Source organism: Pseudomonas sp. 8 R 14 (genome assembly GCF_900005955.1).
Taxonomy (GTDB): domain Bacteria; phylum Pseudomonadota; class Gammaproteobacteria; order Pseudomonadales; family Pseudomonadaceae; genus Aquipseudomonas; species Aquipseudomonas marginalis.
Map to the genome: position 1 here is coordinate 201004 of NZ_CVTH01000058.1, position 18265 is coordinate 219268.

Here is an 18265-nt window from a genome sequence, read left to right on the forward strand (position 1 = left end):
TCGTCGTGAGTCGTTCGATTAAAAAGTAACCTGCAATTTCCAAGGCAATTACAGTGCCGAGAAATCGAAGGATTGATACTGATCTGCGCCAATGCCGGCAAAACTCAACAATGCCGGTAATTGCCGGGCAAACCCCTGGTAACCATGGTCGCCACCGGCCTGGATGCGCAAGGCACAGGCCCGGTAATACTGCTGGGCGAGGCGATAATCCAGTGTTTCATCGCCGGTCTGCAACCACACCTGGTAACGCGCGGCGTCCTGGGGCGCCGGTACTTCCAGCTCGGCCAGCGCCGTGACATGGTCGTGGGTCAGTTCCCAGGTTTCATCGGTGTAGAGGTTCTTCTGGGTGCCCAGGTAACCGTCGAACATCCGATGGGGGCTGACCGCCGGGTTGACCAGGAGTGCCTTGAGGCCATGGCGCTCGGCAAGATGAGTTGCATAGTAGCCGCCGAGCGAGCTGCCGACCAGCAGCGGCCGCCCCAGCTGGGCAATGGCTTCCTCCAATTGAGGAATTGCCTGACGGGGATGGTGATGCAGGGCCGGCACGCGCAATTGATCAGCCAGGCCCAGGGTGTCCATCACGGTAACCAGCTGGCAGGCCTTGTTGGACGCGGGCGCACTGTTGAAACCGTGGATATACAGGATCGAAGCGGACATGCCGGGGCCTCGCTGGGGCTGCCAAAGAGGCGCAGTTTACAGGGAACAGGGGGCTTGTGGGTGCAGCCGATCGCCGCTGACGGTACTATCTGCGGCTCGGGAACCCGGATATATGGCCGGAGGCCAGTGGCCCGACTTCAAGCGGGGAAACACCATGCAACTTGAATGGCTTGAGGATTTTGTCGAACTGGCGCGCACTCGCAGCCTGTCGCGTGCCGCCGAAAATCGCTGTGTCACGCATCCAGCGTTCGGTCGACGTATCCGGGCGCTGGAAGAATGGGTCGGCACGCCATTGATCGAGCGCAAGCAACCCCTGTCACTGACACCCTGCGGCCTGCTGTTCCTTGATGCCGCCACTCAATCGCTGGAATTGCTGGGCACTGTCAGAGCGCAGTTCAAAAATGACACCCTCAGCCGCGACGAACCGGTGCGCATCGCCACCGGCCGGACCCTGGCTTGTGACTTTTTCCCCGATTGGTACGAGTCATTGCACCCGAAACTGGGCAGCTTTGCGGTGTCATTGCTCACCAGCGGTGCGCAAGAAGCGATCAGCCGGTTGTCCGCCGGCGAGGTTGATCTGCTGCTGAGTTTTTCCAGCCCGCTGACCCAGACGCTGTTGGACCCGGAGCACTTCGACTCCCGAGTACTGGCCAAGGAGGAACTGCTACCGGTCAGCGCCCCGAGCGCCCCTGGGCAGCCGCAACTGCAGATACTCGCCGACAGCAACGCCCTGCCCATCCCTTGGCTGGCCTTCTCACCCACTCTGACACTGCGCAGCGTACTGGCCCGGCATTTGGATCGACTGCCGCAGCGCCTGGCGCTGCGAATGGTTTACCAAGCGGACTCCTATGACGCCATTCTGGAAATGGCCAAGCGTGGCCGGGGGCTGGCGTGGTTGCCGCGCATGGTCGTCAACGACGCGCTGGCATCGGGCGAGCTGCTGATGGCGGGGGGCGCCGAATTTTGCGTCAGTTTCGACGTTTCGCTGCATCGCCTGCGCGCCAACCGGAGCGAGATGGTGATGAGGATATGGACAGCCTTGACCCCCTCCACCACCCAGTAGCCGGATTTACGCGCTCTATCACCGCTGCCGGCAACAACCTGCCGGGTCGTGCCGAAACAGCTCAAATCTGTGCCGAAAGAGCAATTGCCGTTCTGCCGCCTTTGGTTCACTTTCATCCGGGCTTTCACCCATAACAATTAACGCCTTCGATGTCGCCAGGCCGCGCTGCGGTTCGGAGAGTCCGTAGGCCAACAGTGAAACAAACCCGGTGCACACTCATGACAACTCAATCATCCGCCTTATCATCGGCCCGAGCTCCCACCCGGCGCGGCCCATGGAAAGAGATCATCGCTGCCAGCGTCGGCAACGCGCTGGAGTTCTATGACTTACTGATCTATGGCTATTTTGCAGTCGTCATCGGCAAACAGTTTTTTCCGTCCGATAACGAAACCACCTCATTGCTGCTGGCCGTAGGCTCGTTCGGCATTTCCTTTTTGATGCGCCCGCTGGGCGCCATTGTGCTCGGTTCATACACCGACAGAGCCGGACGAAAGGCGTCATTGACGCTGTCGATCATGATCATGCTGGTCGGCACCGCAATGATTACGTTCGCCCCGACCTACGAGCAGATCGGCCTGGCGGCGCCGCTGCTGATCATCGTTGCCCGCATGCTCCAGGGGTTTTCCACGGGCGGCGAATTTGGCGCGGCGACCGCGTTCATGGTCGAACACGCCGACGCCGGGCGACGGGGTTTCTTTGCCAGCTGGCAATTGTCTACCCAGGGGCTGGCAACTGTGCTGGCGGCGGGTGTCAGTGCGATCCTCAGCTATGCGCTGTCGGATGTGCAGTTGAACGATTGGGGCTGGCGTGTAGCCTTCGGCTTCGGCCTGCTGATCGGGCCGGTAGGCTTTTACATTCGCAGACAAATCGATGAAACGCCGGACTTCAAGAAAAACGTAGCCAACGTAGCGGTCAAGACCCCACTGCGGGATGTCCTGATCAAAGGGCACGTCAGCCTGTTGCTGGCTATCGGCGTGGTGGCGGGCGCGACCGCATTCAATTACGTGCATAAGCTGTACATGCCGATCTACGCCTTTAAACAACTGAGCATCACTGCCACGTCGTCCTACCTGGGGGCCCTGATGACCGGCATTACGTTGATGCTCATGGCCCCGATTTTCGGTGGGCTTTCCGATCGCCACGGGCGATTCCGAGTGTTGACCATCGCCTTGTCGATTACCGGACTGTCGTCTTATCCGATGTTCCTGCTGCTCAATATCTTCCCCAGTTTCTCCACGCTGCTGGTCGTGCAAGCGCTTGTCGGCGTATTGATTGCGGCCTGCCTGGGGCCAATCCCGGCAATGCTTGCCGACATCTTCCCAACCAGCATTCGCGGTACTGGGCTGGCGCTGAGCTACAACTTTTCCGTGACCCTGTTTGGTGGTTTCGCCCCGTTGATCGTGACCTGGATGATCGAGGCAAGCGGCAGCAAACTGGCGCCGAGCTTTTATGTGATGGCAACCATTTTGATCAGCGTACTGGCGATCGCCTGCCTGGGCCGGCGCATGCGCAGCGCCCATCCCTGCGCCAGTTAAGGGCCGCGAGTCCCCCCTGCTTGTCGCGGCTCGCCCCCGCGACAAGGTACCCACCTTGAGCCCTCGGAGGCAGACATGAAAACCCTTGAGCAGGTTCGTGCATCACTGACACCGTACCCTGTGGAAGTCGAGTTCCCCGATCTCAGCCAATGGAAAGCCGGCAACTGCGGGATCGACTATGTCCACAGTTTTGACAGCGGCACGCCTGGGCCACATGTGCTGGTCATGGCACTGACCCATGGCAATGAAGTCAGCGGAGCAATCGCAGTAGACGCCTTGCTGCGCAGCGGCGTGCGCCCTCGCAAAGGCCGTTTGTCACTGGCGTTCGGCAATATCGAGGCCTATCACCGCTTCGACCCACACGACATTGACGCCACCCGTTTTGTCGACGAGGACATGAACCGTGTCTGGCTACCATCAACACTGGACGGCGACCGAGACTCCGTGGAACTGCGTCGCGCACGTGAGCTGCGACCGCTGATCGACAGTGTCGACTTGCTGCTCGATATCCATTCGATGCACGAAGAATCCCCACCACTGATGATGTGTGGGGCCTGCGCCAAAGGCCTGAAATTCGCAAAATCGTTAGGCGTACCGGCAACCGTGGTGGTCGACGCCGGCCACGCCAATGGCCGGCGTATGCGTGACTATGGTGGGTTTGGCGATCCCGCCAGCCAAAAAAACGCACTGCTGATCGAGACCGGCCAACATTTTTCTAAAAAAAGCCAACACGTCGCCCTCGATATTGCCGCACGCTTCCTGATGGCGACTGATGCAGTCGCCGAGGCCGACGTCTTGAAGCTCCTGAGCCAGGAAAAGCCGGGGCCCCAGCAATGCCTGCAAGTCACTGAACCGGTGATCGCCCACAGCATGGACTTCCGTTTTACCGATGACTTCCGCGGCCTTGAGCGCATAGCCCAGGCTGGAACAGTGATCGCTCGGGACGACCGGCGCGAGATCGTCACACCCCATGACGACTGCGTGTTGATCCAGCCCTCGCTGCGGCAGTTGGGTCCAGGGGTTACGGTAGTGAGGCTGGCGAAGGTTCTGGATATTTAGCCGCCGAGAGTCAATAGCCGTCACTGCCGTAGTCCACCTGGAAGGCGAAGCCTTCGACCCGCTCCACCCCGGTCTCCAACCGTCCGTCGGCATACAGGCGCAACCAACGATAACCCGGCGCTTGCTCGCTGACCTTGAAATCCTCGCTGCCCGGCGCGAACTGGATGCAGGTGGACGGCGAAGCCAGCAGGCGCACGCCGTTGCGCTCGCGGTCGATCTCCTGGTGCACGTGGCCCCAGAGCACTGCCCTCACCTGCGGAAAACGGTCCAGCACGGCAAACAACGCATCGGGGTTGCGCAAGCCGATAGGTTCCATCCACGCACAGCCGATGGGCACCGGGTGATGGTGGAAACACACCAGATGATGGCGGTTCGGGGCTTCGCTCAAGGCTTGAGCCAGCAATTGCAGCTGCGAATCCTGCAGGTAGCCCGGCACCGAGCCCGGCACGGCGGAGTCGAGCAGGGTGATACGCCAGTTGCCGACGTCCACTACGGGCTCCAGCAGGTCACTGTGCGCGGCGGCGTGCACCATAATCTGCGGTTCGTCGTGATTACCGGGAATCCAGCGCGCCGGGGCCTTGATCTGCTGAGTCAGGTCACGAAATGCCTGGTAAGACGCCAGCGTACCGTCCTGGGACAAGTCCCCCGTGGCCACTACCAGGTCGATGTGCGGCTGTTGCTGGCGCACCAATCCAATCACCCGCTGCAGGCTCTCACGGGTGTTCATGCCCAACAGCAGGCTGTCGGCCTCGGCAAACAGGTGGCTGTCGGACAGCTGCACCAGCAGCGCAGCATCTGGGTTCAAGGTGGATACGCTCGGCAAGGCGCTCTCCCAAGGCAATCACAGGAATATAGAGTTGGAGCGATTATGCTGGGGCAGGGCGCAAAGAGGAAACCCAGGAAGCAGACGCAGTTCACATCTACCGCACGACTTCGAACTCGTGGCCCAGGGCCAGGCAGTGGCTCAACCATTCACCGAGGAACACATTGAGCTGTGCTTTCTCATCGGGCTGGTGCATGAACACATTCGGGTAAGGATAAATGCTGCGAAAGCGCCGCGCATGTTCGGCGCTGATCACTTCGGCCATCCGCGCATCGTGGTACACCTGCACTTCCAGCTGCGGCACCGGCAGCCACGGCAGGCTGTGTTCCTGGCGCACCCGCAGGGTGGTGGTGTACGGGCAATTGACGATGACTTCCAGGGCCAGCACGCCCAGCATCTGGTCGCCATGAGTCACGCCGATGCGGCGCGCCTCCGGGGTGTGGCGCATGTCGGGCAACAGGCGCATCAGCCGCGCATAGTTGGCCTCGCAGGCGGCTTGCAGCCCGATCAGGTCGACTCGATAACGTTCCCGTGCCTTTACTGCCATAACCCCCTCACTTCCGCGCGATTAAGCGCAAGCCATTGCAGGGCGATAATGCTGGCTGCGTTGGAAATCCTGCCGTCGCGCACGGCTTGCAGGGCGTCTTCAAAAGCCCAGACCGTGACGCGGATGTCTTCTGCCTCTTCTTCCAGTCCATGGACACCACCGGCCCCCGAGCTGTCGCAGCGACCCAGGTACAAGTGGACAAATTCGGTACTGCCACCGGGCGACGGGAAATACTTGGTGATCGGCCACAGTGCGGAGAACGTCAGCCCAGCTTCCTCCTCGGCCTCGCGGTGTGCAACCTCCTCCGGCTGCTCATCCCTGTCGATCAGGCCGGCGACCATCTCGATCAACCATGGATTGTCGGTACGGCCCATGGCACCCACGCGAAACTGCTCGTTGAGCACCACTTCATCACGCTGCGGATCGTAGGGCAGAACACACACGGCGTCGTGACGGACGAAGACTTCGCGATTGATCACTCGGCTCATGCCGCCAGCGAATTTTTCGTGGCGCAATTGCACGCGATCGAGCTGGTAGAAGCCCTTGTAGGCATTGTCGCGCTGAACAATCTCGATCGTGCTCGGCGTCGATTTCGCAATGTCTGTCATACCCTTCCTCATCATGTCCGGTGCAATTCGCGCCATCCTAACGCGCTCGTGCCCCTTGGTGCAGCCCCTTTGCGGTTGCCGGGCCAGACGGAGGAGGTCAAACTCACGCTCAATCAGCTTAGTGGCGAACTGACTGCCTTGCTGGTAGTCGAAGCTGCACAATTTCGCTCTTATCGATAGACGAAGGACATCCATGTCGCTTTTAAAAATCGCCTCCGTGGCCTGCATCGCCCTGACCCTCGGCGCCTGCCAAAGCCTGTTCCAACCCAGCTATCGCACACCGCTGGAAGCCACCCGCGACGCCAGCGAGCAGAGCAAGCCGGGCTGCGCCGCCAGCGATTGCCCGCTGGTGAATATCGACACCGTGCACTTTGCCAAGGAACCCAAGCTGGATGCCTTGATCGAACAACGCCTGCTGGAAATGACCCGTACCAACGCGGGCGACCCGCTGCCGTCGAGCCTGGAGTCCTATCGCGAGCAATTCCTCGGCACCGCCGCCCCACGCAACAGCATGTACTTGCAGGCCAAGGTACGGGAGCAGCATGACGGTTTGGTAATCATCGAGCTGTCCAGCTACCTGGACCAGGGCGCCACCCACGGCGAGCCTGGCCGCGCGTTCATCAACTATTCGCGCCAGCAGCAAAAGGCCCTGTGGCTGAGCGATATGCTGCTGCCAGGCAAGGAAGACGCGTTCTGGAAAGCCGCCCAGGTGGCCCACAACAGCTGGCTGATCAGCACCCGCCTGAGCCTGGAACCGGAGTTCGTGAAAACCTACCCGTTCCAGAAAACCCCGAACGTGGCGCTGACCTACGGGGGCGTGATCCTCAAGTACCCCACCAGCACCATCGCGCCGTACGCCCTGGGCCATGTCGAGTTGCAGATCCCCTACTCGCGCCTGGAAGGCATCCTCAAGCCTGAGCTGGTGCCCGCGCGCCGCTGAAGGCCCGTCCCAGGATGAACTGCAACAACCCTGCCAGCACCAGCGCCGGCAGGGTTGCGCCAATGCCCGGGTACAGGTTGGCCAACAGGTGATACGTGCCGATGCCACCCAGCCAGGCCAACAGTGCCGGCCAACGCAGGCCGGCGAGCGTGCCATGAGCACGACGGCGCAGGATGAAATGATCCACCAGCACCACGCCGAACAACGGCGCAAACACTGAGCCGATCAGCAACAGGAAGTTCTGGTATTGCGCCAACGGGGCAAAACAGGCGATCAGGGTGCAGATCACACCAATGGCCAGGGCCAGGTGCTCGACCTTCACGCGCAACAGCATCCCACTGGACACCGCCGCCGAGTGAATATCGGCAAAGGCGTTTTCCGACTCGTCCAACAGGATCAGCAACAGCGGAATCCCCAGGCCAGCCCCGGCCAGCGCCAGCAACAGCGCATTCACTTCACCACTGGGCGCAAACGCCAGGGTGTAGGCCACGCCCAGGCTCATCAGCCAGAAATTGCCGATAAAGAAGCCCAGCGCCGTGCCGCCAAACACACTCTTGGCGCGCTTGCCGAAGCGTGAGTAATCGGCAATCAGCGGCAACCACGACAGCGGCATGGCGATGGCGATATCAAAGCCGACGGCAAAGGGCATCGAACCGTCACCGGCCTGGGCCCAGAGTGCGGCGAGATCGGCCTTGGCGAACAGATTCCAGGTCAGCCACAGGCAGGCCGCCAGCAGCAGCCAGATCCCCCATTTGCGCAGGATCTGGCGTACGAACGTCAATGGCCCGCTGACCGCCAGCAAGGTCGCCAAACCACCGAAGAACAGTGTCCACAGCAACGGGCTGGCCAACAGGCTGCCGTCGCTGAACGTGCGTGCGCCCAACAGGCTGGCGGCATCGCGCATCACAATGATCTCGAACGAGCCCCAGCCAATCAGTTGCAACAGGTTCAGCAACGCCGGCAGGCTCGCACCTTTGGCCCCGAGGCTGAGCTTGAGGGTGGCCATGGCGGACAGCCCGGTGTCGCTGCCGATCACACCGACGGCAGCCAGCAACAGCACGCCGACCAGGGTGCCGAGGAAAATCGCCAGCAAAGAGCCAGACAAGCCCAGGCCCGGCGCGAGCAAGGCACCGGTCTGCAGGACCATCAGGCCGATGCCAAGGGAAAACCACAGGGAGAACAGGTCGCGGGCGCCGAAGACACGCTTGTCGGAGGTGACCGCGATGTCAGGGGAATAAGTGTTCAAATCAGAAGTCTCAAGAGAACATGGTTACGAGCCGCAAGCCGCAAGAAAAAGCAGATTCAGCTTTTAACTTGTAGCTTGCCGCTTGCCGCTTAAACTTTCTTGTACAACTGACTGCCTTCCTGCTTGAACCGCTCCGCCTGCTCCGCCAAGCCCTTGGCCACGTCCACATCCACCGCGTCAATGCGCTGATTGGCCGCGTACTCGCGCACTTCCTGGGTGATTTTCATCGAGCAGAACTTCGGCCCGCACATGGAGCAGAAGTGCGCGACCTTGGCCGAGTCCTTCGGCAGGGTTTCGTCGTGGTACGAACGCGCGGTGTCCGGGTCCAGGCCGAGGTTGAACTGGTCTTCCCAGCGGAACTCGAAGCGTGCCTTGCTCAAGGCGTTATCGCGGATCTGCGCGCCCGGATGCCCCTTGGCCAAGTCCGCCGCATGGGCGGCGATCTTGTAGGTGATGATCCCGGTCTTCACGTCATCCTTGTTCGGTAGGCCCAGGTGTTCCTTGGGCGTGACGTAGCAGAGCATGGCGCAACCGAACCAGCCGATCATCGCCGCACCGATGCCGGAGGTGATGTGGTCATAGCCCGGCGCGATGTCAGTGGTCAGTGGGCCGAGGGTGTAGAACGGCGCTTCGTCGCAGCATTCGAGCTGCTTGTCCATGTTCTCCTTGATCAACTGCATCGGCACGTGGCCGGGGCCTTCGATCATGGTTTGCACGTCGTGCTTCCAGGCGATCTTGGTCAGCTCGCCAAGGGTTTCCAGTTCGCCGAACTGCGCGGCGTCGTTGGCGTCGGCAATCGAGCCTGGGCGCAGGCCGTCGCCGAGGGAGAAGCTGACGTCATAGGCCTTCATGATTTCGCAGATTTCGTCGAAATGCGTGTAGGTGAAGTTCTCTTTGTGGTGCGCCAGGCACCACTTGGCCATGATCGAACCGCCACGGGACACGATGCCGGTGACGCGCTTGGCGGTCAGCGGCACGTAGCGCAGCAGCACGCCCGCATGGATGGTGAAGTAATCGACGCCCTGCTCGGCCTGTTCGATCAGGGTGTCGCGGAACAGCTCCCAGGTCAGGTCTTCGGCCGCGCCGCCGACTTTTTCCAGGGCCTGGTAGATCGGCACGGTACCGATCGGCACCGGCGAGTTGCGGATGATCCACTCACGGGTTTCGTGGATGTGCTTGCCGGTGGACAGGTCCATCACGGTGTCCGAGCCCCAGCGAATGCCCCAGGTGAGTTTCGCCACTTCTTCTTCGATGGACGAACCCAGGGCGCTGTTGCCGATGTTGCCGTTGATCTTCACCAGGAAGTTACGGCCGATGATCATCGGTTCCAGTTCGGTGTGGTTGATGTTGGCCGGGATGATTGCGCGGCCACGGGCGATTTCTTCACGCACGAATTCAGGGGTGATGATTTTCGGCACGCTGGCGCCGAAGCTGTGGCCGGCGTGTTGCTGGTCGAGCAGGCCACTGGCTCGGGCCTCTTCCAGCTTCATGTTTTCGCGGATGGCGACGTATTCCATCTCCGCAGTAATGATGCCTTTGCGCGCGTAGTGCATCTGCGTGACGTTGGCCCCGGCCTTGGCGCGGCGCGGGTTTTTCACGTGGGCGAAACGCAGCGCAGTCAGCTCCGCGTCGCTCAGGCGCTGTTGGCCAAAGTGCGAACTCAAGCCCGACAGGCGCTCGGTGTCGCCACGCGCTTCGATCCACGGCGAGCGCACATCGCCCAGGCCTTTGCGCACATCGATGATCACATTCGGGTCGGTGTACGGGCCGGAGGTGTCGTAGACCACCACGGGCGCATTGATTTCGCCGCCGAAGTCGGTGGGGGTCACGTCCAGGCTGACTTCGCGCATGGGTACGCGAATGTCCGGGCGAGTGCCCTGCACGTAGATTTTTTGCGAGCGGGTAAACGGCTGCACGGAGCCGGAGTCGACCTTGGCCGATTCACTCAAATGCACGGTGTTTTTCAGTTTTGTACTTTTTATTTCTGTGCTCATCACGGGCTCTCCAACTATCCAGGCGGTGGATTTTTTGTCGGAGCGAACCTGTGACGGACGGATGCACTGAAACCAGTGCTGTGCTTGGTGCACGAGGGTTGTTCGAAGGTCGAACAACATCCCGGACGAAGCACAAGAGGACTCGCCGGGGGACGAGAAATCTTGTTCCCTACGCAGGCGTTAACCTGATCAGGTTCAACGGGATCCGGTATTTACCGATCTCAGCCTTCCAACAAGGCACCCCGACAAGAACTCGGCCAGTCTAGACCATGCCGTGGGCAAATTGCCAATAGCGGTGCATTCAGCGTGATGAATGGCGTGATTGCGGGATTGTTGCGCCGAGTCAGCGCCACTACACTCGATTGCCGCCACAATGCTTGACGCCAGGAATGGCCCGTCTTAGCCTTGGGCGTTAAATTATCACCGTAATATTCACACTAGGGATCGCCTCATGCTGCGCAAACTCTCACTGGCTCTCGCCGTGTCTTGTGCGACCAACGGAATGGTCTGGGCAGCTGAAGCGCCCTTGTCCGCCAAAACTGACCTGGTCAGCGTCTATCAGGAAGCGGTGGATAACAACGCCGACCTCGCTGCCGCCCGCGCCCAATATGGCGCGCAGAAAGAAGTCGTGCCCCAGGCCCGCGCGGGGTTGCTGCCGAACCTGTCGGGCGGTGCCGACATCAATAACGTGCGCACCCAGATCGACACACCCGCCGCCACGGCCAACCGCGACGCCCACTCCTGGCGCGCGACCCTGAGCCAGCCGCTGTTCCGCGCCGATCGCTGGTTCCAACTGCAAGCCGCCGAAGCCACCAACGAACAGGCGGCGCTGCAACTCTCGGCCACCGAACAGAACCTGATCCTGCAAAGCGCCGAGAGCTACTTCGCCGTGCTGCGCGCCCAGGACAACCTGGCCTCGACCAAAGCCGAGGAAAATGCCTTCAAGCGCCAGCTGGATCAATCCAACGAGCGCTTCGACGTGGGCCTGTCGGACAAGACCGATGTGCTGCAATCCCAGGCCAGCTATGACACTGCACGGGCCAACCGGATCCTGGCCCAGCGCCAGGTGGACGATGCCTTTGAAGCGCTGATTACCCTGACCAACCGCCAGTACAACTCGATCCAGGGCATTGTCCACACGCTGCCGGTGTTGCCACCGCTGCCCAACGACGCCAAGGCCTGGGTCGAGACCGCCGGTCGCCAGAACCTGAACCTGCTGGCCAGCAACTACGCCGTCACGGCCGCCGAAGAAACCCTCAAGCAGCGCAAGGCCGGCCACGCGCCGACCCTGGACGCCGTCGCACAGTATGAAAAAGGTGACAACGACGCCCTTGGCTTCAGCAACCCGAATGCCTTCGGCACGCCGTACCGTGGCGATGTGGAGCAGCGCACCATCGGCCTGCGCCTGAACATCCCGATCTACAGCGGCGGCCTGACCAGCTCGCAGGTGCGGGAGTCGTATTCGCGCCTGGGCCAGACCGAGCAGCAACGCGAAGGCCTGCGTCGCCAGGTGGTGGAAAACACGCGCAACCTGCACCGCGCGGTAAACACCGATGTGGAACAGGTCCAGGCGCGCCGCCAGTCGATCATCTCCAACCAGAGCGCAGTGGAAGCCACGGAAATCGGTTACCAGGTGGGTACGCGCAATATCGTCGATGTGCTGGACTCACAGCGCCAGCTCTACGCGTCGGTGCGCAACTACAACAACAGCCGCTACGACTACATCCTCGACAACCTGCGCTTGAAACAGGCGGCGGGCACCTTGAACCCAGGGGACCTGCAGGACCTGACGCGCTACCTCAAGGCCGACTACAACCCGGATCGCGACTTCCTGCCGCCGGACCTGGCCAAGGCCGCCGCCGAGCAGCTCAAGGCCCGCCCGGGCTACTGAGCACACCACAAAACCAATGTGGGAGGGTTCTACACCCTCCCACATTGGTAACGGTGTTAAGTCAGTGAGCTATCAGTCTATCCAAACCATCCAGCAAGCGCTTAAGCGCCCCCTGATTAGCCTGCATCACCTTGAGCCCCGCCTGCGCCATGCGGCGTGCATCCTGCGGCAGTTCGAACAGCTGGCGTACGGCCTCGGCCAGCCCTTCTGCGTCCTCCACCTCTCGCAACGCCCCCGCTTCGCGCATCATCGCGGTGATTTCGAGGAAGTTGAACACATGGGGGCCCATGATCACCGGCTTGGCCAGCGCCGCCGGTTCCAGCGGGTTGTGCCCGCCGGTCGCGACCAGGCTGCCACCGACAAAGGCGCTGTCGGCCAGGGCATAGAGAAACAACAGCTCGCCCATGGTATCGCCGAGCAGTACCGAGGTTTGCGCGGTCACCGGCTCGCCGCTGGAGCGACGCACCGTGGCAAACCCTTGTTGCGCGCACAACTCGAACATCGGGCCGAAGCGCTCCTGATGACGCGGCACCAGGATCAGCAGCGCGTTGGGATAGCTCTCGAGCAGTTGCCGGTGGGCCGCCAGCACCACGTCATCTTCGCCTTCGTGGGTACTGGCAGCGATCCACACCGGGCGCTCAGCGGCGCCCCATTGCTCGCGCAGGACGGCGGCACGCAGCGGCAGCTCGGGGTCGATGGTCAGGTCGAACTTGATCGAGCCGGTGACTTCGACGGTTTCCGGGCGTGCGCCCAGGCTCAGGAAACGCTGGGCCTCAGTCTCGGTCTGTACCGCGAACAGGCTCATTTCCGATAGCATCGGCGCCGTCAGCCTGGCAAAACGCGCATAGCCCTTGGCCGAACGCGCCGACAGCCGCGCATTGGCCAAGGCCACCGGAATACCGCGCCGGGCGCAGGCGTGGATATGGTTGGGCCACAACTCGGTCTCCATGATCACCGCCAGCCGGGGCTGTACACGATCGAGAAAACGCTTGGCTGCACAGGGCAAATCGTAAGGCAGGTAGCAATGCTGGATGCGCGGCTCGTTGGCGAACAACGCCTGGATGCGCTCGGAACCGGTGGGCGTCATGCAGGTGACGGTGACCGGCAGCTGTGGATAACGCGCCAACAAGCCGCGGATCATCGGCGCCGCGGCAATGCTTTCGCCCACCGACACCGCATGCACCCAGATCCCGCCCGGCTGCATCGCCGGCAAGCCATAGGAAAACCGCTCGCCGACGCGCCGGGCATAGGCCGGCGCCTTGCGTGCACGCAACCAGAGACGTAAGGCCACCAACGGCAGCGCCAAGTAAAACAGACAGCTGTAGAGAGTTCTATTCATGGCGGCGGAGTTTATCGGCTTTTTCAGTCGATCGCCTGCAAGCACTCGGCAAAACGTTTGGCGAGAAAGCGCGCGGCGGGGCCCAGGTGCTCGTCGCGCCGCCAGACCAGCTCCACCACCAGGGCCGGTGGCGTCCATTCGCTGTCCAATTCCACCATCTGCTGCTGATAGGTCGGGTATTGCACGATATGCCGTGGCAGCCACGCCCAGCCCAGGCCGCTCATCAGCCATTCGGCCAGTACGTAGAAACTGTCGGCACGCCACACCAGCGGGCTGGCCGCTTCGCTGCCGGGGTAGACACTGGTCTGGGTCGACATCAACAACTGGCGAAACTGGGCCAAGTGCTGGCACGTCACGTAGGGCTCCTTGGCCAACGGGTGGTTCACGCCGCACACCGTGACCATCTCCACGCTGCCTACCACCCGCCGCTCCAAGGCTTCGGGGATCTGGTCGTGATAGAACAGCAGGCCCAGGTCGGCCTGGCGCTCCACCAACTTGCGCGCCACATCGCCCTGGGCGGCGCTGGACAGTTGTACTTCCAGCAACGGGTATCGCCCCGCCAATGCCTCAAGGCTGTCGAGTACCGGCTGGAACAACATCGCTTCATCCTGGGCCAGGCGCAGGCAGGCTTCTTCACCGCGGGTCAGTGACAGTGCCCGGCCATTGAGGCGCTCACATTGGCGCAGCACTTCGCGGGCCTCCTCCAGCAACACACTGCCGGCTTCGGTGAGGCTGGGCTGGCGGCCGCTGCTACGCTCGAACAGGCTCACGCCAAGGTCGGTCTCCAGCATCGCAATCGCGTTGCTGACTGCCGATTGCGCCTTGCGCTGCCCGCGCGCCACCGCTGAAAACGAACGCTGCTCGGCGACGCTGACAAACAAACGCATCTGTTCCAGGTTCCATTGCATGCTCATCCCACAACCCATCTGAATTTCGGATAGGTAATGACTTTACCCCATCTGATAAAACTCTAGAATGCCGGCCTTATCAGATTGCTTTACACCGAGGACTCACCCATGAACGCCGCCTACTGCTACCTGGCTATTGCCATCTGCTCGGAAGTGATCGCTACCGTTTCCATGAAAGCCATCAAGGGCTGGAGTACTCCCATCCCGCTGTTGCTGGTGATCGTCGGCTACGGCGTGGCGTTCTGGATGCTGACCCTGGTGGTGCGTACCGTGCCCGTCGGCGTGGCCTATGCGGTATGGGCCGGGATGGGCATCGTGATGGTGAGCATTGCCGCGCTGTTTATCTATGGGCAGAAGCTCGATGTGCCGGCGATGCTGGGGATGGGCCTGATTGTGCTGGGCGTGGTGGTCATCCAGCTGTTCTCGAAAACTGCAGGGCATTAAAAGCAGCAGTAAGTTGCGAGCGACAAGCGGCAAGAAAGAGCGCCGCGAATCGCTTCTAACTTGCCGCTTGCAGCCGATAACTTGTCGCTGCGCGCTATACTGCACGCCCTTTTCTATCCACGAGGTCTCGCGCGCATGCCTATTTCCACCGACGTCCTGATTGTCGGCGCCGGAGTTGCCGGCCTCTGGCTGAATGCGCGCCTACGCCGCCAGGGGTTTTCCACGGTGCTGGTGGAAAACGCCACATTAGGTGGCGGGCAAAGCGTGAAATCCCAGGGGATTATCCACGGCGGTGCCAAATACGCCCTGCACGGCGCCCTCACCGGCGCCTCCGAAGCGATTGCCGATATGCCGCGTCGCTGGCGTGAAGCCCTGGCCGGTGACGGCGAGCTGGACCTGTCCGGCGTGCGCGTGCTCTCGCAAGCCCATTACCTGTGGTCCCCAGGCACGATCGCCGGCAACCTCACCAGCTTTTTTGCCAGCAAGGCCGTGCGCGGCCGCGTCGATCAGGTCAAGGGCGACGACCTGCCGCCAGCCCTGCAAGACCGTGGCTTCAAGGGCAAGGTCTATCGCCTGGCCGAACTGGTGGTGGACGTACCCAGCGTGATCGAACGCCTGGCGCAACTGGCCGGTGACGGCTTGCTCGCCGGGCAGCATATCGCCCCCCTTTACGAAGGCGACACCTTGGTGGGCTTGAACGTCGATGGCCGCGAAATCCGCGCCCAGCGCATCGTCCTGAGCGCCGGTGGCGGTACCGCCGAACTGCTCGCCGCCCTGGGCCTGAGCCAGCCGGCCATGCAGAAACGCCCGTTGCATATGATCATCGCCAAGGGCCCAGGCCTGAAGCCGCTGTACGCCCACTGCCTGGGCGGCGGTACCAAGCCGCGCATCACTGTCACCACGCACCCGGCTGCCGATGGCAATTGGGTGTGGTACATGGGCGGCGACATTGCCGAGGCCGACGGCGTGGCACGCACACCCGAAGAACAGATCGCCACCGCCCGGAAAGAGTTGGCGCACCTGCTGCCCTGGATCGATATGAGCCAGACCCACTGGGCCACGCTACGGGTCGATCGCGCAGAACCCCTGCAATCGGGCCTGAGCCGGCCTGACAACGCCTTCGTCGCCGAAGAGGGCCGCCTGCTGGTGGGCTGGCCGACCAAGCTGGCGCTGGCGCCGGATTTCGCCGATCGCGTGATCAACAGCCTCGAACGCGACGGCATCCGCCCAAGCGCATCGGAGCCTTTGCCCGACCTGCCAAAACCCGCCATCGGCGTACCAGCCTGGGAGCAACTGTTGCCATGAGCCTGCCGACCCTGCACGACCTGCACCGCCCCTTGGGCAGCACCGGCCTGCTGGTGTCGCCGCTCGGCCTCGGCACCGTCAAGCTGGGCCGCGACCAGGGTGTGAAGTACCCCAGCGGCTTCACCATTCCCGATGACGACGAAGCACGGATGTTGCTGCGCCAGGCCCGCCAGCTGGGCATCAACCTGATCGATACCGCACCCGCCTACGGGCGTAGCGAAGAACGCCTGGGGCCACTGCTGCGCGGCCAGCGCCAGGACTGGGTGATTGTCAGCAAGGTCGGCGAAGAGTTCGAAGAAGGCCTGTCCCGCCATGATTTCAGCGCTGCCCATACACGGATGTCGATCGAACGCAGCTTGAAACGACTTGAAACGGATTTTATCGATCTGGTGCTGGTGCACTCCGATGGCAACGACCTGCACATCCTCAACGACTGTGAGGTGTACCAGACCCTCGCGCAGCTGAAACAAGAGGGCAAGATTCGCGGTTTCGGTTTCTCCGGCAAAACCGTCGAAGGTGGCGTGAAGGCTCTGGAAGAAGGTGATTGCGCGATGGTCACCTACAATCTGAACGAACAGGCGGAAAAAGCCGTCATTGAGTATGCGGCGGCCCATGGCAAGGGCATCCTGGTCAAAAAGGCGCTGGCCAGCGGCCACGTCTGCCTGGAACCGGGAATGGATCCAATACACGCCAGTTTCATGCTGTTGTTTGCGCAAACGGGCGTCGCCAGTGCTATTGTCGGGACCATCAATCCGCTGCACCTGGCCCATAACGTGGCGACCGCTGCCAAGGTCATTCGTCAACTCTGATGCCGCCGACGCGGCCGACCCCGTCGCAAGAAGGAGCCGACATGCCGCGAACGCTCATAAGAAAAAACCCCAGCAACTTCAAGACACTGCCCCTGCACGTCGAAGCCACCCCCGAAGGCCTGATCTACCAGGGCGTGGGTATGCCGCTCAACTTCGCCCAGACCCTGCAACGGCGCAAGCCGGTAGAGGTGCCGGATGCCGAACGCTTCGCCCTGGAACTGGCCAACCTCGGCGTATCGGTGCGCCTGACCCTGCACTGGCAAAACAAGGATTACTGGGTGTTGGTGCGCCAGCGTCGCCAGGACCGTGGCGATGTGGTGCTCAAGCTGATCTCCGGCTACGTGCCCGCCCATGAACTGAACCTGCCGCTGCACACCGCCATCCAGGAGATTGCCGAGGAATGCCTGTTGGAGACCCCGGAAGGCTGGCTCGGCGGGCGCTTCAACGACACCTGGTTGCCTGCCCCCTACTCCGCCGCGCTGCATTACCGTGAAGCCTTGCCGTTTCGCTTGAGCCCTTTGTCAGGGGCCGCACGCCCGGTACGTTGCGCAACCACCCAACTGATCGAGCGCCCGCGGGCCTATGTGCATGTGCCGACCGCGTCGCTGCAACTGATTTATGACTTGCGCCTGGAAGTGCCGAAGGAAGCCAAATCCCTGAGCCTGTTCCATGTAGATGAGCGGCTTGAAGGCGACCAACTGGTGGCACGCCTGGACCGCCAGCGCCCGGACCTGTACCTGATGCCACTGAAAGACGGCCAACCGCTCGCCGAGCTCTACACCGTCAAGAAAGACCAGCTCTACCCCGCCAGCACCCGCGGTCTATACCTGGCGGAAAGCTTCGCCCAGCAGGAAGGTTGGCTGGTGCGCGACGAGCGCATTCGCTGGAAGGATTGGCTTCGCCAGCAAGGCCTGGCAGAGCCTGAGAAAGAATCGAAATTGAAGCGCCTGACCGGCAAGGCACGCCAGATGCTGCGCAAGATCGTGCCAAATAAAAAAACCAGCCGCTGAGGGCTGGCTTCGATAACTGTAGGAGCGAGCTTGCTCGCGAAAAACTCAAGGGCGCCGCTTTTAATCAGGATACCCGCGTTATCGTTG

17 protein-coding genes and 1 riboswitch are annotated in these 18265 nt (G+C 61.9%); of the genes, 9 read left to right on the forward strand and 8 right to left on the reverse strand.

Annotation, left to right across the window (positions count from 1 at the left end; genetic code table 11):
* Positions 1-48 precede the first annotated feature (48 nt).
* On the reverse strand, positions 49-657 hold the full coding sequence (locus BFQ01_RS13395) for a YqiA/YcfP family alpha/beta fold hydrolase (RefSeq protein WP_065925639.1): 609 nt from the start codon (positions 655-657) through the stop codon (positions 49-51).
* Between the two features lie 154 nt (positions 658-811).
* On the opposite strand from BFQ01_RS13395, the gene BFQ01_RS13400 reads away from it, so the two are divergent.
* The 3 genes from BFQ01_RS13400 to BFQ01_RS13410 all read left to right on the forward strand — a co-directional run bounded on the left by BFQ01_RS13400 (position 812) and on the right by BFQ01_RS13410 (position 4314).
* On the forward strand, positions 812-1720 hold the full coding sequence (locus BFQ01_RS13400; protein ID WP_065925844.1) for a LysR family transcriptional regulator: 909 nt from the start codon (positions 812-814) through the stop codon (positions 1718-1720).
* Positions 1721-1938: 218 nt separating this feature from the next.
* Positions 1939-3255 carry an MFS transporter gene (locus BFQ01_RS13405; RefSeq protein ID WP_065925640.1) on the forward strand — a complete coding sequence of 439 codons (1317 nt, stop codon included), beginning with the start codon at positions 1939-1941 and terminating at the stop codon, positions 3253-3255.
* Between the two features lie 75 nt (positions 3256-3330).
* Positions 3331-4314, forward strand: coding sequence for a M14 family metallopeptidase (locus BFQ01_RS13410; RefSeq protein ID WP_065925641.1), 984 nt, complete (start codon positions 3331-3333; stop codon positions 4312-4314).
* Between the two features lie 10 nt (positions 4315-4324).
* Here the strand turns inward: BFQ01_RS13410 and cpdA are convergent, their stop codons facing one another.
* The 3 genes from cpdA to BFQ01_RS13425 all read right to left on the reverse strand — a co-directional run bounded on the left by cpdA (position 4325) and on the right by BFQ01_RS13425 (position 6292).
* Positions 4325-5137, reverse strand: coding sequence for a 3',5'-cyclic-AMP phosphodiesterase (cpdA, locus tag BFQ01_RS13415; protein ID WP_065925642.1), 813 nt, complete (start codon positions 5135-5137; stop codon positions 4325-4327).
* A 97-nt stretch (positions 5138-5234) separates the two neighbouring features.
* On the reverse strand, positions 5235-5684 hold the full coding sequence (locus BFQ01_RS13420; protein WP_017526444.1) for a DUF1249 domain-containing protein: 450 nt from the start codon (positions 5682-5684) through the stop codon (positions 5235-5237).
* Entirely contained in the window at positions 5675-6292 is a 618-nt protein-coding gene (locus tag BFQ01_RS13425) for an NUDIX domain-containing protein (protein ID WP_027604920.1), read from the reverse strand. Before BFQ01_RS13425 ends, BFQ01_RS13420 begins: the two co-directional genes overlap by 10 nt.
* 193 nt (positions 6293-6485) lie before the next feature.
* On the opposite strand from BFQ01_RS13425, the gene BFQ01_RS13430 reads away from it, so the two are divergent.
* A complete protein-coding gene (locus BFQ01_RS13430) occupies positions 6486-7232 on the forward strand; it encodes an RsiV family protein (RefSeq protein WP_027604921.1) in 747 nt (248 codons plus the stop codon).
* Here the strand turns inward: BFQ01_RS13430 and cytX are convergent.
* Both cytX and thiC read right to left on the reverse strand, forming a co-directional pair.
* Positions 7201-8478 carry a putative hydroxymethylpyrimidine transporter CytX gene (gene cytX / locus BFQ01_RS13435; RefSeq protein ID WP_065925643.1) on the reverse strand — a complete coding sequence of 426 codons (1278 nt, stop codon included), beginning with the start codon at positions 8476-8478 and terminating at the stop codon, positions 7201-7203. The genes BFQ01_RS13430 and cytX overlap by 32 nt on opposite strands.
* 89 nt (positions 8479-8567) lie before the next feature.
* Positions 8568-10472 carry a phosphomethylpyrimidine synthase ThiC gene (thiC, locus tag BFQ01_RS13440; protein WP_065925644.1) on the reverse strand — a complete coding sequence of 635 codons (1905 nt, stop codon included), beginning with the start codon at positions 10470-10472 and terminating at the stop codon, positions 8568-8570.
* 149 nt (positions 10473-10621) lie between these two features.
* Positions 10622-10727, reverse strand: a riboswitch (TPP riboswitch).
* A gap of 196 nt (positions 10728-10923) precedes the next feature.
* On the opposite strand from thiC, the gene BFQ01_RS13445 reads away from it, so the two are divergent.
* Positions 10924-12363: a TolC family outer membrane protein gene (locus tag BFQ01_RS13445; protein WP_027604924.1), complete on the forward strand. Its 1440-nt coding sequence runs from the start codon at positions 10924-10926 to the stop codon at positions 12361-12363.
* Between the two features lie 61 nt (positions 12364-12424).
* On the opposite strand, the gene waaA is transcribed toward BFQ01_RS13445, so the two are convergent.
* Together waaA and BFQ01_RS13455 are read right to left on the reverse strand one after the other, a co-directional pair.
* On the reverse strand, positions 12425-13702 hold the full coding sequence (gene waaA / locus BFQ01_RS13450) for a lipid IV(A) 3-deoxy-D-manno-octulosonic acid transferase (RefSeq protein ID WP_065925645.1): 1278 nt from the start codon (positions 13700-13702) through the stop codon (positions 12425-12427).
* A 23-nt stretch (positions 13703-13725) separates the two neighbouring features.
* Positions 13726-14616, reverse strand: coding sequence for a LysR family transcriptional regulator (locus BFQ01_RS13455; protein ID WP_065925646.1), 891 nt, complete (start codon positions 14614-14616; stop codon positions 13726-13728).
* 102 nt (positions 14617-14718) lie between these two features.
* Here BFQ01_RS13455 and BFQ01_RS13460 point away from each other — a divergent pair, with 102 nt between their 5' ends.
* From BFQ01_RS13460 to BFQ01_RS13475, 4 genes are all read left to right on the forward strand, one after another.
* Positions 14719-15054 carry a DMT family transporter gene (locus BFQ01_RS13460; RefSeq protein ID WP_027604927.1) on the forward strand — a complete coding sequence of 112 codons (336 nt, stop codon included), beginning with the start codon at positions 14719-14721 and terminating at the stop codon, positions 15052-15054.
* 135 nt (positions 15055-15189) lie between these two features.
* Complete coding sequence (locus tag BFQ01_RS13465; RefSeq protein ID WP_065925647.1) at positions 15190-16359, forward strand: NAD(P)/FAD-dependent oxidoreductase; 1170 nt, start codon at positions 15190-15192, stop codon at positions 16357-16359.
* Complete coding sequence (locus tag BFQ01_RS13470; RefSeq protein WP_065925648.1) at positions 16356-17168, forward strand: aldo/keto reductase; 813 nt, start codon at positions 16356-16358, stop codon at positions 17166-17168. The genes BFQ01_RS13465 and BFQ01_RS13470 overlap by 4 nt, the downstream gene beginning before the upstream one ends.
* A 41-nt stretch (positions 17169-17209) precedes the next feature.
* The gene (locus tag BFQ01_RS13475; RefSeq protein WP_065925649.1) at positions 17210-18178 is read left to right on the forward strand and encodes a metal ABC transporter ATPase; all 969 of its coding nucleotides are present in this window, start codon (positions 17210-17212) and stop codon (positions 18176-18178) included.
* The last annotated feature ends 87 nt before the right edge of the window (positions 18179-18265 follow it).